Origin of the sequence: Nocardioides marinquilinus, from assembly GCF_039543705.1 — a bacterium.
Taxonomy (GTDB): domain Bacteria; phylum Actinomycetota; class Actinomycetes; order Propionibacteriales; family Nocardioidaceae; genus Nocardioides; species Nocardioides marinquilinus.
Map to the genome: position 1 here is coordinate 495,729 of NZ_BAABKG010000004.1, position 15,818 is coordinate 511,546.

The 15,818-nt window shown below is 74.2% G+C and carries 18 protein-coding genes; 14 read left to right on the forward strand and 4 right to left on the reverse strand.

What is annotated here, in order from left to right:
* The first annotated feature begins 52 nt into the window (after window positions 1–52).
* From ribD to ABEA04_RS17735, 7 genes are all read left to right on the forward strand, one after another.
* Window positions 53–1,150, forward strand: a complete 1,098-nt coding sequence (ribD, locus tag ABEA04_RS17705) for a bifunctional diaminohydroxyphosphoribosylaminopyrimidine deaminase/5-amino-6-(5-phosphoribosylamino)uracil reductase RibD (RefSeq protein ID WP_345461669.1) — start codon at window positions 53–55, stop codon at window positions 1,148–1,150.
* Window positions 1,150–1,836: a riboflavin synthase gene (locus ABEA04_RS17710; protein WP_345461672.1), complete on the forward strand. Its 687-nt coding sequence runs from the start codon at window positions 1,150–1,152 to the stop codon at window positions 1,834–1,836. Before ribD ends, ABEA04_RS17710 begins: the two co-directional genes overlap by 1 nt.
* Complete coding sequence (locus ABEA04_RS17715; RefSeq protein WP_345461675.1) at window positions 1,833–3,122, forward strand: bifunctional 3,4-dihydroxy-2-butanone-4-phosphate synthase/GTP cyclohydrolase II; 1,290 nt, start codon at window positions 1,833–1,835, stop codon at window positions 3,120–3,122. The genes ABEA04_RS17710 and ABEA04_RS17715 overlap by 4 nt, the downstream gene beginning before the upstream one ends.
* The gene (gene ribH, locus ABEA04_RS17720) at window positions 3,119–3,601 is read left to right on the forward strand and encodes a 6,7-dimethyl-8-ribityllumazine synthase (protein ID WP_345461678.1); all 483 of its coding nucleotides are present in this window, start codon (window positions 3,119–3,121) and stop codon (window positions 3,599–3,601) included. The genes ABEA04_RS17715 and ribH overlap by 4 nt, the downstream gene beginning before the upstream one ends.
* 163 nt (window positions 3,602–3,764) lie before the next feature.
* A complete protein-coding gene (locus tag ABEA04_RS17725; protein ID WP_345461681.1) occupies window positions 3,765–4,028 on the forward strand; it encodes a phosphoribosyl-ATP diphosphatase in 264 nt (87 codons plus the stop codon).
* 19 nt (window positions 4,029–4,047) lie between these two features.
* The gene (gene hisG / locus ABEA04_RS17730) at window positions 4,048–4,896 is read left to right on the forward strand and encodes an ATP phosphoribosyltransferase (protein ID WP_345461684.1); all 849 of its coding nucleotides are present in this window, start codon (window positions 4,048–4,050) and stop codon (window positions 4,894–4,896) included.
* On the forward strand, window positions 4,880–5,341 hold the full coding sequence (locus ABEA04_RS17735; RefSeq protein ID WP_345461687.1) for a PH domain-containing protein: 462 nt from the start codon (window positions 4,880–4,882) through the stop codon (window positions 5,339–5,341). Before hisG ends, ABEA04_RS17735 begins: the two co-directional genes overlap by 17 nt.
* Window positions 5,342–5,957: 616 nt before the next feature.
* Here ABEA04_RS17735 and ABEA04_RS17740 read toward each other — a convergent pair.
* Genes ABEA04_RS17740 through ABEA04_RS17750 form a run of 3 tightly spaced genes read right to left on the reverse strand, consistent with a single transcriptional unit; the run spans window position 5,958 to window position 8,422 of the window.
* Entirely contained in the window at window positions 5,958–7,316 is a 1,359-nt protein-coding gene (locus ABEA04_RS17740; protein ID WP_345461690.1) for a peptidase C39 family protein, read from the reverse strand.
* A gap of 39 nt (window positions 7,317–7,355) precedes the next feature.
* Window positions 7,356–7,931, reverse strand: coding sequence for a uridine kinase family protein (locus ABEA04_RS17745; RefSeq protein ID WP_345461693.1), 576 nt, complete (start codon window positions 7,929–7,931; stop codon window positions 7,356–7,358).
* 17 nt (window positions 7,932–7,948) lie between these two features.
* The gene (locus ABEA04_RS17750; protein WP_345461696.1) at window positions 7,949–8,422 is read right to left on the reverse strand and encodes a hypothetical protein; all 474 of its coding nucleotides are present in this window, start codon (window positions 8,420–8,422) and stop codon (window positions 7,949–7,951) included.
* 77 nt (window positions 8,423–8,499) lie between these two features.
* On the opposite strand from ABEA04_RS17750, the gene ABEA04_RS17755 reads away from it, so the two are divergent.
* From ABEA04_RS17755 to ABEA04_RS17785, 7 genes are all read left to right on the forward strand, one after another.
* Window positions 8,500–9,036, forward strand: a complete 537-nt coding sequence (locus ABEA04_RS17755) for an SseB family protein (protein ID WP_345461699.1) — start codon at window positions 8,500–8,502, stop codon at window positions 9,034–9,036.
* Between the two features lie 12 nt (window positions 9,037–9,048).
* The gene (locus ABEA04_RS17760; RefSeq protein ID WP_345461702.1) at window positions 9,049–10,914 is read left to right on the forward strand and encodes a hypothetical protein; all 1,866 of its coding nucleotides are present in this window, start codon (window positions 9,049–9,051) and stop codon (window positions 10,912–10,914) included.
* A gap of 296 nt (window positions 10,915–11,210) precedes the next feature.
* Complete coding sequence (infC, locus tag ABEA04_RS17765; protein ID WP_345461815.1) at window positions 11,211–11,894, forward strand: translation initiation factor IF-3; 684 nt, start codon at window positions 11,211–11,213, stop codon at window positions 11,892–11,894.
* An 81-nt stretch (window positions 11,895–11,975) separates the two neighbouring features.
* The gene (locus ABEA04_RS17770; RefSeq protein ID WP_345461705.1) at window positions 11,976–12,188 is read left to right on the forward strand and encodes a large ribosomal subunit protein bL35; all 213 of its coding nucleotides are present in this window, start codon (window positions 11,976–11,978) and stop codon (window positions 12,186–12,188) included.
* Between the two features lie 96 nt (window positions 12,189–12,284).
* The gene (rplT, locus tag ABEA04_RS17775; RefSeq protein WP_345461708.1) at window positions 12,285–12,677 is read left to right on the forward strand and encodes a 50S ribosomal protein L20; all 393 of its coding nucleotides are present in this window, start codon (window positions 12,285–12,287) and stop codon (window positions 12,675–12,677) included.
* A 23-nt stretch (window positions 12,678–12,700) separates the two neighbouring features.
* The gene (locus ABEA04_RS17780) at window positions 12,701–13,456 is read left to right on the forward strand and encodes a TrmH family RNA methyltransferase (protein ID WP_425577052.1); all 756 of its coding nucleotides are present in this window, start codon (window positions 12,701–12,703) and stop codon (window positions 13,454–13,456) included.
* A 331-nt stretch (window positions 13,457–13,787) separates the two neighbouring features.
* On the forward strand, window positions 13,788–14,861 hold the full coding sequence (locus tag ABEA04_RS17785; protein WP_345461714.1) for a sensor histidine kinase: 1,074 nt from the start codon (window positions 13,788–13,790) through the stop codon (window positions 14,859–14,861).
* 329 nt (window positions 14,862–15,190) lie between these two features.
* On the opposite strand, the gene ABEA04_RS17790 is transcribed toward ABEA04_RS17785, so the two are convergent.
* Complete coding sequence (locus ABEA04_RS17790) at window positions 15,191–15,802, reverse strand: TIGR03086 family metal-binding protein (RefSeq protein ID WP_345461717.1); 612 nt, start codon at window positions 15,800–15,802, stop codon at window positions 15,191–15,193.
* Between the last annotated feature and the right edge of the window lie 16 nt (window positions 15,803–15,818).

A 15,818-nucleotide genomic window follows, 5' to 3' on the forward strand; every position in this document is an offset into this window, starting at 1 on the left:
GTCGCCCCCGGAGTCCGTCGAGCCCGATCCGGACGAGGGGCACAGACAGCACATGCTCACCGCTGACGCACGAGCGGCCGAGGACGACGCGATGCGTCGCGCCCTCGAGCTGGCGGCCACGCCCGGCGTGCCGCTCGGGCCCAACCCGCGGGTGGGCTGCGTGCTGCTGGCCGACGACGGCGGCGTGGTCGCCGAGGGCCACCACCGCGGCGCCGGCACCCCGCACGCCGAGGCCGACGCGCTGGCGCGGGCGGGGGAGCGGGCCCGTGGCACCACGGCGGTCGTCACCCTCGAGCCCTGCAACCACACCGGACGCACGCCGCCGTGCGCGGCCGCGCTCGTCGGCGCCGGCGTCCGTCGCGTCGTGGTGGCCATGCCCGACCCGCACGCGATCGCGGCCGGCGGCGCCCAGACCCTGCGCGCCGCCGGCGTCGAGGTCGAGGTCGGCCTGCGCGCCGACGAGGCCCGCGCCCTCAACCGGGTCTGGACCTTCGCGGTCGAGCACGCGCGCCCGTTCGTCACCTGGAAGCTGGCCGCCACCCTCGACGGCCGCAGCGCCGCCGCCGACGGCACCTCGCGCTGGGTCAGCAGCGAGGCCGCCCGCCGCGACACCCACCGGCTGCGCGCCCTGGCCGACACGATGCTGGTGGGCACCGGCACCGTGGCGGTCGACGACCCGTGGCTCACCGTGCGCGGCGCCGACGGCCGGCCGCTGGGCCGCCAGCCGCTGCGCGCGGTGATGGGCGAGCGCGACCTGCCGGCCGACCGGCGCGTCTTCGACGACGCCGCCCCCACCGTGCGCCTGCGCACCCGCGACCCGCACGTCGCGCTCGCCGAGCTCTACGGCCGCGAGCGCCAGCACGTCTTCCTCGAGGGCGGTCCCACGCTGGCCGCCGCCTTCCTGCGCGCCGGCCTGGTCGACGAGCTGGTCGCCTACGTCGCGCCCGCCTTCCTGGGCGCGGGCCTCGCCGCCGTCGCCGACCTCGGAATCGGCACGATCGCCGCGGCGTTGCGGCCCACGGTCACCGACGTCACCGTGCTGCCCGACGACCCCGAGCACAACGTCCGCTTCACGATGACCCCCACCGCCAGCCCCACCGCCAGCCCCACCCCCAGCCCCACCCCCAGCCCGACCGAAGGAGCCGTCTGATGTTCACCGGGATCGTGGAGGAGCTCGGCACCGTCGCCGCCGTCGAGCCGCTTGGCGACGCCGTCCGGCTCACCGTGGCCTCGCCGCTGGTGCTCGCCGACGCCTCGCCGGGCGACTCCATCGCCGTCAACGGCTGCTGCCTGACCGTCGTCGAGCACGACGGCGAGCGCTGGACCGCCGACGTCATGCAGGAGACCCTCGACCGCACCAGCCTCGCCGGCGTCGAGCCCGGCGACAGCGTCAACCTCGAGCGCGCCGTCACCGCCGACAAGCGCCTCGGCGGCCACATCGTGCAGGGCCACGTCGACGGCGTCGGCGAGGTCGTGCGCCGCGCGCCGAGCGAGCACTGGGAGGTCGTCGAGGTCTCGCTGCCCGACGGCCTGTCCCGCTACCTGGTCGAGAAGGGCTCCATCACCGTCGACGGCGTCAGCCTGACCGTCGTCGACGCCGGGCAGACCTCGTTCACGGTGAGCCTGATCCCCGAGACGCTGGCCCGCACCACGCTCGGACGCCGGCAGCCCGGTGAGCGCGTGAACCTCGAGGTCGACGTCCTCGCCAAGCACGTCGAGCGACTGCTCGAGGCCCGGCTCGGCCGGCTCGAGCCCCAGCAGACCCAGCACGACCAGCAGACCCCGCACGACCCGCAGACCCGGCAGGACCAGCAGCAGAACGGAGCGACCCGATGACCGTCCAGCGAGAGCCGCAGCACGGCGGCGTCCGCCTCGACCCCGTCGAGCGCGCGATCGAGGAGATCGCCGCCGGCCGGGCCGTCGTGGTGGTCGACGACGAGGGCCGCGAGAACGAGGGCGACCTCATCTTCGCCGCCAGCAAGGCCACGCCCGAGCTGATGGCGTTCACCATCCGGCACTCCAGCGGCGTGATCTGCGTGCCGATGCCGGGCTACATGCTCGACCGGCTCGAGATCCCGCTGATGACGCCGCACAACCGCGACAAGATGCGCACCGCCTACACGATCACCGTCGACGCGCGCGACGGCGTCACCACCGGCATCAGCGCCGCCGACCGCGCCCACACCGCGCGGGTGCTGGCCGACAGCGCCACCGAGCCGTGGGAGATCACCCGGCCCGGACACGTCTTCCCGCTGCGCTACCGCGACGGCGGCGTGCTGGCCCGCCGCGGCCACACCGAGGCGGCGGTCGACCTCGCCACGCTGGCCGGGCTGACGCCCGCCGGCGTGCTGGTCGAGCTGGTCAACGACGACGGCACCATGCAGCGCGCCGAGCAGCTGCGCGCCTTCGCCGACGAGCACGGCCTGGCGATGATCTCGATCGAGGACCTCGTGCAGTACCGCCGCCGCACCGAGAACCTGGTCGAGCGGGTCGCCGAGACCCGGCTGCCCACCCGCGCCGGCGAGTTCACCGCCTACGGCTACCGCATCACCGTCGACGGCTCCGAGCACGTCGCGCTCGTGCACGGCGACGTCTCCGGCCCCGAGCCGGTGCTCACGCGCGTGCACTCCGAGTGCCTCACTGGCGACGTCTTCGGCAGCCACCGCTGCGACTGCGGACCCCAGCTCGACGAGGCCCTCGAGCGCATCGTGGCCGAGGGTCGTGGCGTCGTGGTCTACCTGCGCGGGCACGAGGGCCGCGGCATCGGCCTGGTCGCGAAGCTGCAGGCCTACCAGCTCCAGGACGGCGGCCGCGACACCGTCGACGCCAACCTCGACCTCGGCCTGCCCGCCGACGCGCGGCACTACGGCACCGCCACGCAGGTGCTCAAGGACCTGAAGGTCGAAAGCGTGCGGCTGCTGACCAACAACCCCGACAAGGTCGCCAACCTCGAGCGGTACGGCGTCCCGGTGGCCGAGCGGGTGCCGCTGACCCCGCGCCCCAACGACCACAACCTGGCCTACCTGCTCACCAAGCGCGACCGCATGGGCCACGACCTGCCGGGACTTGAGGGGCTGACGCTCCCGCCCCACGAGGTCGAGCCCGAGAGGAGCCAGGCGTGAGCGGGCACGGTGCCGCCGTCGTCGAGCCGTTCGACGCCTCCGGCCTGCGGGTCGGGGTCGTGGCAGCCAGCTGGCACACCGTCGTCATGGACGGGCTGGTCGCCGGCGCCCGGCGCGCGCTGGAGGAGTACGGCGTCGCGGACGCCGAGGTGGTGCGGGTGCCGGGCACCTTCGAGCTGCCCGTCGTCTGCTCGGCCCTGGCCGCGGCGGGCTACGACGCCGTCGTCGCGCTCGGCGTCGTCATCCGCGGCGGCACCCCGCACTTCGACTACGTGTGCGACGCCGCCACCGCGGGCCTGACCCGCGTCGGCCTCGACCACACCGTCGCCGTCGGCTTCGGCGTCCTGACCTGCGACACCGAGCAGCAGGCCCTCGACCGCGCCGGCCTCGACGGCTCGAGCGAGGACAAGGGGCACGAGGCCACCACCGCCGCCCTCCACACCGCCCGCACCCTCCGCGAGATCGCCCAGCGCGGCTGACCACCCACGGGCACGCGCCCGGACGACGAGCCGGACGCCGGGTCGTGTGCCCGAGACCGGTCCAGGGCCCGGTGTGGGCACACGACCCCACTCCGCCCCCCTCCCGAGCACCAGCCACGATCACCCGGCGAGCCGGCCGGACGCGGACCGTACGCTGAGGGCCGTGAAGACGTTCGAGGAGCTGTGGACCGAGCTCAGCGACAAGGCCCGCACCCGCCCCGAGGGCTCGGGCACCGTGGCCGCCCTCGACGCCGGCGTCCACGCGATCGGCAAGAAGCTGCTCGAGGAGGCCGCCGAGTCGTGGATGGCCGCCGAGCACGAGGGCCGCGACCGCACCGCCGAGGAGATCAGCCAGCTGCTGTACCACGCGCAGGTGCTGATGCTGGCGAGCGGACTCGAGCTCGACGACGTCTACGCGCACCTGTGACCGCACCGAGAGACGACCGATGACCCTCAAGATCGCCCTGCCCAACAAGGGCTCGCTGTCGCAGTCGGCCACCGAGATGCTGCGCGAGTCGGGCTACCGCCAGCGCGACGACGCCAAGCAGCTCACCGTCGCCGACGTCGAGAACGACGTCGAGTTCTTCTACCTGCGCCCGCGTGACATCGCGCTCTACGTCGGCGAGGGCACCCTCGACGCCGGCGTCACCGGCCGCGACCTGCTGCGCGACTCCGGCGCCAAGGCCGACGAGGTGCTCACCCTCGGCTTCGGCGCCAGCACGTTCCGCTTCGCCGGCCCGCGCGGCCGCTACACCGAGGTCGCCGACCTCGCCGGCGCGCGCATCGCGACGTCCTACACCGGCATCGTGCGGTCCTTCCTCGAGGAGCGCGGCATCGAGGCGAGCGTCACCCGCCTCGACGGCGCCGTCGAGACCAGCATCCAGCTCGGGGTCGCCGACGCCATCGCCGACGTCGTCGAGACCGGGACGACGCTGCGCCAGGCCGGGCTCGAGGTCTTCGGCGAGCCGTTGCTGCGCTCCGAGGCGGTGCTCATCACCCGCGCCGGCGCCGACGTGCCCGACGCGTTCGGCGTCTTCCTGCGGCGGCTGCAGGGCGTGCTGGTCGCCCGCGGCTACGTGATGATGGACTACGACATCGCCGAGGAGCACCTGCCCACCGCCACCCGGCTCACCCCCGGCATCGAGAGCCCGACCATCGCGCCGCTCGACCGCGAGGGCTGGGTCGCCGTCCGCGCGATGGTGCCCCGCGACGGCTCGCAGCGGCTGATGGACGAGCTCTACGACCTCGGCGCCCGCGGCATCCTTCTCACCGACATCCATGCCTGCCGGCTCTGATGCCACGGGGCAGCCCGCGCTGCCGCGCACCTGGCGGCCGCTCGGGCCGCGCATCGCCGGCGCCGTCGCCGGCGGGGCGCTGCTCGTCATCACCGCCATGCTCTGGATCGGCTTCGACGACGAGACCCGCGCGTCCGTCACGCCGTTCCAGCGCGGCACCGTGATCGCGATGTACCTGCTCGGCTTCTCGCTGCTCTACGCCCTCGCCCGCTCCCGCGTCGTCGCCCGCCGCGAGGGCCTCGTCGTGGTCAACGGCTACCGCCGCCGCGAGTACGCCTGGGCCCAGGTCGTCGCCGTCCACCTCGGCCGCGGCGCCCCCTGGGTCACCCTCGACCTCGCCGACGGGACGTCGGCCCCCGCCATGGGCATCCAGGGCTCCGACGGCGCCCGCGCCCGCCAGGCCGTCCGCCAGCTGCGCGCCCTGGTCGACGACCCGCCGGCCTGAGCCCCGACGATGGTCGAGGTGCGAGGAGCCCTGGCGACGAGCCTCGAGACCTCGCAAGGTCCACGGGAACGCCCCCAACGGACCCTGAGCTTGTCGAAGGGCCTGAACGCAACCACCGACCCGAACACGCAGGCTCCGGACCGAGCGCCAGCGGACCCAACCGCAGCCGGAGCGCGGTCAGTCGCACAGCGGCGCAATGTTATGGCAGGCCGCTGCGGCGGTGCTGGGTTCAAGGCAGCGAAGAACCCCGTTCGCGGCGCGCGACCGTGTAACCGACGAGCACGGAAGGGCGATGCGACGAAGGAGCGAGCCCTTGCGCGCGCAGGAGGGCGCACGGTCGCCGATGGCGCCGCGAACACGCGCCGAAGCGACGAAGGAGCGGAGGCGCAATCAGACACAGCGGTCGAGATGTCCCGGAGCGCCAGCACCGTTGACCTGTCAGGGCCCAACGACTGCGCTCAGGGTCCGTGTGCACCGGACCCGTGAACGCTCCGCCGTCAGTCCCTGCTCCGCTGCGGTCGGTCTCGCTGGCGCTCGGTCCGGATCCCGCGTGGTGACGGGTCGGTGGTCCGGTCGACGCTGACCCGTCAGACATGTCTGACGGGTCAGCGTCCGATTACCAGTTGGGCGTCGTCCCGGGCACGTGGGCGGGGAGCCGGGTACCGGGGCGGGTGTAGACGTAGGAGATGCCGCCGGTCGACTCCTGCCAGACCTTCTCGAAGTTCTCGCGGGTGTAGACGTTGCGCACGGCGTCGTTGCTGCTCGAGGCGGGGTCGTTGAGCACGGGGTCGCCGTCGGCGGTGAACCCGACGACGACCATCAGGTGGCCGTCGGTGTCGTAGCCGGCCTCGGGCATCTCCTCGAGGTCCCACGATAGAGAGACGACCACCGGGATGCCGAGGGCCACGAACCGCTCCACCTCGGCCAGCGAGCGCAAGCGGGTCACGAAGGCATCGAGGCCGCGGCTGCCGGCGTAGGCGGCGTTGAACGGCCAGTTGCCGGCGCCCTCGTAGGTGAAGTCCCAGGTGTGCATGGCCGCGTAGGGCACCTGCGGGTCCTGCGGGACGTCGATGTCGGCGGTCTCGCGGGCCGAGGGGGCGTAGCGGCGTCCCCACCAGCGCAGCACCATCGAGGACGACGTGGGGGAGCACCAGACCTGCCCGCCGCCGCCGTAGTCGGGGTACTCGCCCTTGTGGATGTTCTGGGAGTAGCGGGGCACGTCGAGCTCGACGGCCCGGCCGAGGGTGAACGCCGACGTCGGCTGCGCGTCGTCCGGCACGAGCTCGCTGCTCATCGTGGTCACCTGGCGCACGCGCGGGCCGCGGTCGTCGCGCCGCGAGACCGGCCGGTAGAGCCTGACCTGCGTCTGGAACGCCACCGGCTCGCGGCCGGTGCGGGCGCTGAAGGTGTCGGTGTAGACGGTGCCGTCGGTGTCGCCCTGCCCGTCGAGCGAGGTGCGGTGGATGTCGCCGCCGGCGAAGTCCATGCCCGAGGTCCAGCGGCCCAGCACGAACCACTTGGTCCAGCTGCCGTCGTCGTGCCGGCCGCGGAAGAGCGTCTCGACCCAGGTGCCGGTCGGGGTGTCGGCGTTCCACGACGTGACGGCCTCGTCGAGGTCGTAGCCGAGGTCGACGACGGGCGAGGTCCAGGTGCCGACGTCGTAGAGCCGGGCGGTCGCACCCTCGCCGGCGTGCGGGTCGGTGTAGCGCTCGCGGTCGAGGTCGCCGCGGGCGAGCGTGAGCCCCCGGCCGGTCGCCCGCAGCCCGTCGAGGTCGCCGTGGCGCCAGTCGCGCACGTCGTCCCAGCGGGTCAGCGTGGCGTCGAAGCCGTCGGTGGACGGCGGCGCCCCACCGTCACCGGGCGGCGACGCCGTGGCCGGCGAGCCGGGCAGCACGGGGGCCAGCAGGGCGGCGGTGGCGAGGGTGGCGAGGACGGCGGCGGCTCGGCGCGCGCCATGACGCAGGGTGGATCGCATGAGGTCTCCCGAGAAGTCGACTGCTCGGCAACCTAGTCCTCAGCGGCGGGTGCCGTCGACCACCAGGTCGGCGCGCGCCCGGGTGCCGTGGGCGGCGTGGTGGGCGTCCTCGGCCTCGCGCCAGGCGAGCCAGTGCCCGCGCAGCGCCTCGCCGTCGCGCTCGAGCCCACGGCGCAGCCGCTCCTCCGACGGCGCCTCCACCCACACCAGGACGGTGGCCAGGTCGGCTGTCTGCCGCGCGCCCGCGCCCACGCCCTCCACCACCAGCAGCCCGGCCGCCGCCAGGTCGGCCGGCGCCACCGTCACGGTCTCGGCGAACCGCCCGGCGTGCCAGTCGTAGCGCCGGAAGCGGCCCGGCAGACTGGTCGCCAGCGGCCGCAGCAGCGTCGTCAGCTGGAGGTGGACGTCGTCCAGCCCGTCCCAGCCGTCGTACAGGTCGTCGAGGTGGACGACGACCGCCCCCGTGGCCGCCGCGACGGCGTCCGCGAGCGTGGTCTTGCCCGACCCGGCCGGCCCGTCGACGCAGAGCAGCCGCGCGGGGCCGAGCGTCGGGGTGCGCGCGGCGAGCAGGTCGAGCAGGTCGGGCACGTCGGGCAGGTCAGGCAGGTCAGGCACCGGGGCGGGCCCAGGGCTCAGGTGATGCCCCGGCTCTTGAGGATGGCCTCGATGTCGGCCAGGTCGTCGTCGACGGGAGCGGGGGCGGCCTTGCCTCGGCGGCCCGCCGGCTCGGGCTGGGAGGCCGGCAGCGACGCCGGCGGCGCGGCGGGGTCGGCGGGACGACGCTCGCGGGGCGCGGGTGCCGCGCCGCCCGAGCGGGCGTGCACGGCGCGGCCGGCGACGAAGACCAGCACGCCGACGACGGCGAGCACGATGCCGACCCACACCCGCGGGCTGAGGACGAGGTTGCTGCCCCACCGCCCGACGGCCGAGCCGACCTCGGAGAACATCCGCAGCGTGCCGGTCAGCCAGGCCGCGACCGGCAGCACCGTGATGCCGGCCCCCATCAAGCCGGCTCCGAGGCCCCGCTTGGTGTAGGCCACCCAGGTGCCGATGCCGAAGGCCACCGTGAGCGCGATGGCCAGGACGCCGTACGTCGTGCTCTCCATGCCTCCAGACTCCCACGTGGGCCCGAACCCCAACCCCGTCGGCGCGGGGAGGGGTCGACCCTTGCGAGGATGCGGAGGTGCCCGACGAGCCCCGCCGCGAGCTGATGGCGCCCGCCTTCCCCGACGACACCGGTGACGCCGACGCCGCGCTGGGCGCCGCGCTGGCCGCGCACGCCGCCGGTGCCACCGCCGCCACCCTGGCCGCCGTGCTTGCCGCGCTGCGCGACGCCCGGGTGCTGGTGCCGGTCGTCGCGGTCGCGGGCGAGGTCGACGCGGTCACCGGTGCCGACAAGACCAGCGACATGGCGGCGGTGCTCGTCGAGAGCGCCGGCGGCCAGCGCGGCCTGCTCGCCTTCACCTCGACCGCGAGCCTCGCCGCCTGGGACCCCGCGGCCCGGCCGGTGCCCGTCACCGCCCCGACGGCCGCGCTCGCCGCCGTGCAGGAGGACGCCGCCGCGCTCGTCGTCGACCTCGCCGGCCCGGCCCGGTTCGTCGTCACCGGCCCGCACCTGCTCGGTCTCGCCGACGGACGTCGTCCGGTCGCGACCGCCGAGGGCCTGGCCTGGGTCGCCGGGGAGTCGCAGGAGGGGGAGCAGTCGCGGCCGGGGGAGTGAGACGCTGGCGCCATGCCCGTGGTCATCGCCGATGAGGTCCGCTCCGCCTACCCCGACGTCCTGACCGACGAGGTCGTCGCCGCCCTCGACGCGCTCGCCCCGCTCGACGCGCAGCGCGAGCGGCTGATGGCCGAGCGGATCGAGCGCCGGGCGCAGCGGGCGCGCGACCGCCGTCCGCCCGGCTTCCTGCCCGAGGACGCCGTCCTCCCCGGCCCGGACGGCACCGAGCTCACCGTCGCCGACGCCCGCGCCGGCCGCTTCGTCGGTGCCGTCGTGCCGCCCGACCTGCGCCGGCAGTGGATCCAGGGCACCGGACCGGGCACCAAGCCGCGCGCCTCGGTGGCCTCCGGGCTGCGCAACGTCGCCCACGCCATGCTCTCGGGCGCCGACGGCTGGATGTTCGACGGTGAGGACGCGCTCGGCCAGGTCGACACCATGTCGCTCGACAACCAGCGCAACCTGCGGCTGATGATCGCCGGCGACCCGCAGTTCCTCGAGGTCGCCGAGCAGGTGGCCGGCGAGATCAACGCCTGGGCCCGCGAGTTCCACGGCCGCGAGTCGATCGCCGACTGGCGCGAGCAGCTCGGCTGCACCACCCGCATCTTCCGCGCCCGCGGCCTGCACCTCGTCGACCGGCACCTGCGCCACGACGACGGCCGCGCCCTCTCGGCCACCATCGCCGACCTCGCGCTCTACGTGGTGGGCAACCACGCCGCGCTGCGCGAGCAGGGCCGCTCGGTCGTCGTCTACATGCCCAAGATCCAGACCGCCGCCGAGGCCGCCTTCTGGGGCGCCGTGCTCGACGCGCTCGAGGACCACCTCGGCCTCGACCGGGGCACGGTGGTCGGCTACGTGCTCGTCGAGCAGCTCGAGGCGTCCTTCCAGCTCATGGAGATCCGCGCCGCGCTCGGCCGGCACTTCGTCGGCTTCAACACCGGCCGGTGGGACTACATCAACTCCCTGTCCGACGCGCTCGCGTGGGACGAGTCGTTCGTCAACCCCGACATCGACGTCATCACCATGACCTACGGCTACATGGCCGCCTACGAGGACCGCGTGCGCCGGGCGGTGAACACGCCCGACGCCGACGGCAACCACGCGCTGTGGCAGGGCGGCATGGAGCCCAACATCCCCGTCGGTGCGCCCGCGGCCGTCGACGCGGCGATGGCCAAGGCCGTCGCCGGCGGCGAGCGCGAGCAGCGCGAGGGCGCCTCGGGCAAGTGGGTCGCCCACTGGAAGATGGTCCACGTCGTCCGACCGGTCTGGGAGCGCGTCGGCGACGACAACCAGCTCGGCAAGGACCTCCCGCCGCTGACCCACACCGCCGACGACGCCGCCGCCCTCGTCGCGCTCGACGGCGGCAAGCGCACCGTGCGGGGCGCCCGCGACCTGATCAGCGTCGGCCTGCAGTACGGCAACGCCTTCGGCCGCGGCTTCTCCGCCGCCGCGCTCAAGCCCGCCGACTTCTTCGCCGACGACGAGGTGCTCTACCTCATGGAGGACGCCGCCACCGGCGAGATCCGCCTCTCGGTGCTGTGGGAGTGGCTGCACAAGGGCGGCGCCTTCACCGCGGACGACGCCGAGACCGGCGTCGCGGCGGGCGACGTCCTCACCCGGGAGCTGTTCGAGCGGCTGCTGGCCGAGGAGTACGACAAGCTGCAGCACGCCGACGGCAACGACGTGCACGACGACTCCAAGGCCACGACGCTGCCCGTGGCCCGCGAGATCGTCGAGGCCTACGTGCTCGAGCCGGTCAAGGCGCCCTGGTACATCGACCTGCTCAACCTCAACCTCGGGGTCACCGACGTGGACGCCGCCCGCAGCCGCATCCGCGACTACCTCGACCGCTTCGCCGCCGACGGCACCCGGCTGTACTGACGGGCGCAGCGTCGGCAGGCGATTGGGTGCGCGGGGAATCCTGCCGTAGGCTTGCGCGTTGACCGATCAGTGACCACTCCCGGGTGGTCGCCGATCCACAAGCGGAGACCACGCACCACCGTCTCCCACCCGCACCGACCGCAGCACCACCAGGTCGTCGGGTCCGGTCCGACAGGCCCCTCCCGCACGCATTTTCCGGGAGGCGGTCGTGACTGGCCTCCGCTTGCACCAGGCGGGGGCCTTTTGTTCGTCCTCCACCCGGTGAGCCCACCGCAAGCCATCCCACTGGAGGACACATCAGCACCGAGCTGCGTATCAACGAGCGGATCCGGGTTCCCGAGGTCCGCCTCGTCGGACCCAACGGAGAGACGGTCGGCATCGTGCCGACCGACCAGGCCCTCAAGCTGGCGCAGGAGGCAGACCTCGACCTCGTCGAGGTGGCCCCGACCGCCCGTCCGCCCGTCTGCAAGCTCATGGACTACGGGAAGTTCAAGTACGAGAACGCCCAGAAGGCCCGTGAGGCGCGTCGCAACCAGACGAACGTCGTCATCAAGGAGATGAAGCTTCGTCCCAAGATCGACGCCCACGACTACGAGACCAAGAAGGGCCACGTCGTCCGGTTCCTCAAGGCCGGCGACAAGGTCAAGATCACCATCATGTTCCGCGGCCGCGAGCAGCACCGCCCCGAGCTCGGGTTCCGGCTGCTGCAGCGCCTGGCCGGTGACGTCGACGAGCTCGGCTTCGTCGAGTCCAACCCCAAGCAGGACGGCCGCAACATGGTGATGGTGCTCGGCCCGCACAAGAAGAAGGCCGAGGCCAAGGCCGACCACGCCGTCGTCCAGGCCGAGAAGGAGGCCGCCCGCGCGGCCACCAAGGCCGAGCGGGACGCCGAGCGCGACGCCGCCCACGCGGCCGGTCCCGTCGCGAAGAAGAAGGAGCGCGGCCGCTCCGAGAACCTCGACCCCGAGATCGAGGCCTGAGCGCCGCTCCACCCCGGCCCCGCGTCCGTCCGGACCAGGCCGCCACGCACCGCCCGCAGCACCACACGGAGGAGAACCACGATGCCCAAGATGAAGACCCACTCGGGCGCTAGCAAGCGCTTCAAGGTGACCGGCTCCGGCAAGATCCGCCGGCTCCAGGCCGGGCGCAAGTCGGGCGCCGCGTTCGCCTCGCAGCCGACCACCGGCAGCCGCAAGAAGCAGCGCCGCAACGCCGGGATGGTGACGTTGGAGAAGGCCGACGTCAAGCGCGCCAAGAAGATGCTCGGGCTCTGAGCCCCAGCCCTTCGCGCTGACCCCGACCCCACCACCCACCAGGCCACACCAGCCCGCGGCGTCCGACGCCGCAGCAAGCACCGAGGAGCAACGACCATGGCACGCGTCAAGCGCGCAGTGAACGCCCGTAAGAAGCGCCGGACCACCCTGGAGCGCGCCAGCGGCTACCGCGGCCAGCGCTCGCGGCTGTACCGCAAGGCCAAGGAGCAGGTCACCCACTCGCTGGTCTACAGCTACAACGACCGCAAGAAGCGCAAGGGCGACTTCCGCCGTCTCTGGATCCAGCGCATCAACGCCGCCGCGCGTGCGCAGGGCCTGACCTACAACCGCTTCATCCAGGGCCTGAACCTGGCCGGCGTGGAGGTCGACCGCAAGATCCTCGCCGACCTCGCCGTCAACGACGTCACCGCGTTCAACGCGCTCGTCGAGACCGCCAAGGCCGCGCTGCCCGACGACGTCAACGCGCCCAAGGCCGAGGCCTCCGCCTGACCTCCCAGCCGTCCGCCCAGCCGCTGACGGCGGGCAACGCCCGCGTCAAGCAGGCCAGGCGACTCAGCCGCCGCTCGGAACGCTCCGAGCGGCGGCTGTTCCTCGCCGAAGGGCCGAACGCGGTCACCTCGGCTCTCGCGGCCGGCTGCGTGGTCGAGGTCTTCGCCACCGCAGCCGGCGCCGACCTCGTGCCCGGCGCCGGGGTCACCCTGGTCGACGACCGGGCGCTCGCCTCGCTCGCCGAGGCCGTCACCCCGGCCGGCGTCGTCGCGGTGTGCCGCTTCGTCGACGTCCCCCTCGCGGACGCCGTGCGCGGCGACCTCGTCGCGATCTGCGCCGACGTGCGCGACCCCGGCAACGCCGGCACCGTCGTCCGCACCGCCGACGCGGCGGGCGCCGCGGGCGTCGTCCTCGCCGGGCAGTCGGTCGACCTCTACAACCCCAAGACCCTGCGGGCCAGCGCCGGCAGCGCGCTGCACCTGCCGGTGGCCGTCGAGCCCGATCCCGCCCGGGCCGTCGAGGCCGCCCGCGCCGCCGGCCTCACCGTGCTGGCCGCCGACGGCGCCGGCGAGGCCGACCTGCACGGCCTGCCGGTCGACCTGCTGGCCGCACCCACCGCCTGGCTGTTCGGCAACGAGGCGTGGGGACTGCCCGACGACCTCGCCGCGGTGGCCGACCACCGCGTGCGCATCCCCATCCACGGCCGCGCCGAGAGCCTCAACCTCGCCACCGCCGCCGCGCTGTGCCTCTACGAGTCGGCCCGCGCTCAGCGCGGCTGAGGTCGGGGCGGCGGTGCGTGAGTCACCGAATCGCTCCTCGATCCGGTCACCAGCTCACCGCCGGGGCGGGCCGGGTCGGGGCGGCGGTGGGTGAGTTACCGGATCGCTCGTCGACTCGGTCACCAGGTCACCGCCGGGGCGGGCCGGGTCGGGGCGGCGGTGGGTGAATTGCCGAATCGCTCGTCGATTCAGTAACCAGCTCACCGCCGGGGCGGGCCGGGCCGGGGCGGCGGTGCGTCAGCTACGGAACGCCGGCGCGGAACGGTCACCAGCTCACCGCCGCCACGTCCCGCGCCCGCACGTGGAGAGCCTGCCGTGACAGGGTGGGTCCGTGCCCAGCGACGCCCCGGCCCAGGACGTCGTCGACGCGCTGCCCGACGGCGTCGTCGTCGCTGATGTCGAGGGCCGCGTCACCGTCGTCTCCCGGGTGGCCGCGCGGATGCTCGGCCACGACGACGACCCGGCGGCGCTCGTGGGCCGGCCGCTCGCCGACGTCCTCGCCCTGCGCGACCAGGACGACCACGCCTGGGTCGCCCACAACTGCCCCTTCGAAGGCCTGCGCACCCGCACCGCCGTCCCCGAGCAGTCGTGGCTGCTGCCCGACGGCACCGAGGTGCTGGTCGTGGCGCGGCTGCACCGCGAGGTGCCGCTCGGACCGGTGACGTCGGTGGCGGTCACCATCCGCAACGGCCGCGGCCGGGCCCGCCTCGACCGCGAGCGCTCCGACCTCGTCGCGACCGTCGCCCACGAGCTGCGCTCGCCGCTCACCGGCGTCAAGGGTTTCGTCCAGGCGCTGCTGAACCGCTGGGACAAGCTCAACGACGAGCAGAAGAAGCTGATGCTCACCACCGTCAGCGCCGACTCCGACCGGCTCAGCCGGCTCATCGCCGAGCTGCTCGACGTCGCCCGCATCGACACCGGCCGGCTGCAGCTCTACCCGCGGCCGAGCGACGCGGCCGTGCTCGTGAGGCGGGTCGTCGACTCGGTGAGCGCCGGCACCGCGCGCGAGATCGTGGTCGTCGCACCCGCGGACGACGTGTTGCCGCCGGTGCTGGTCGACCCCGACAAGTTCACCCAGGTCGTGACCAACCTGGTCGAGAACGCCGTGCGGCACGGCGAGGGCGTCGTGCGGGTCGAGCTGGCGCCGGAGCCGCACGCCGACGGCCCCGACGGCGTGCGGCTGACGGTGAGCGACGAGGGCGAGGGCATCCCGCCCGAGCTGCGCCGCCGCGCCGTGACCAAGTTCTGGACCGCCGGCGCCGGCGGCGGCTCGGGGCTCGGCCTCTACATCGTCAACGGCCTCGTCCGCGCCCACGGCAGCACCCTCGTCATCGGTGACGCCGACGGCGGCGGCGCCCGCATCTCCAGCGCCTGGCCCGGCGTGCCCGCCGAGCTCGCGTTCTGACCCCCGCCTGTCCCGGCGACCTGAACCGCGCGATCGCTCGGTTCGTGCGGGACAGCACCCGGAACTGGGACCTGAACCGCGCGATCGCTTGGTTCGTGCGCACCCCGGGCCGGTCCTGGGACCTGAACCGTGCGATCGCTCGGTTCGTGCGCACCCCGAGCTGGTCCTGGGACCTGAACCGTGCGATCGCTCGGTTCGTGTGCACCCCGAGCCGGTCCTGGGGCTTGAACCGTGCGATCGCTCGGTTCGTGTGCACCCCGCGCCGGTACTGGGGCTTGAACCGTGCGATCGCTCGGTTCGTGCGGCTTCCGGGAGCGCGCGGGACGACGTCAGCCCGCCGGCGTCCAGGCGGGGTCGCGGCCGACCCAGGCGACCAGCCGGTCGTAGGCGGGGGCGTCGTCCGGCACGGCGACGACGGGTCCGAAGGGCACCCACGGTTGGTCGCGCATCTCGGGGGTCAGCGCCCGGCGCATGGGCTCGAGGCAGCCCTCCGCGACCGCCGGGTCGAGCCCCGAGACGTCGTCCAGCGCGGCACCGAGGTCCCATCCGTGCACAGCGAGCTCGCTGACGTAGATGCCGATCGCCTGCGGTGCCGGCATCCGCCCCGCGGGGTGCTCGACGGTGCGGGTGAGGACGTCGTCCTCGGCCAGCGCCACCTCGAGCGCCTCGCCCGCCTCGCCCCACGCGGCGGCCCAGCCCTCGTCGGCGACGCCGTCGACGAGGGAGGGGAGGTCGGCGGGGTGGGCACCGCGCAGGATCGCGGCGATGCGCACCTCGACGGCGACGAGGTGGGCCAGCAGGTCGCGCACGGCCCAGTCGTCGCAGGGGGTCGGGCGGTCGAGGTCGGCGGGCCGCACCCGCTCGACGAGCGGGGTCAGCTGGGCGGCGGCGCGCAGCAGGGTCGGACGGGGGTCGGTCAGGGTGGTGCTCCGGTCGGTCATGTGACGAGCCTGGGGC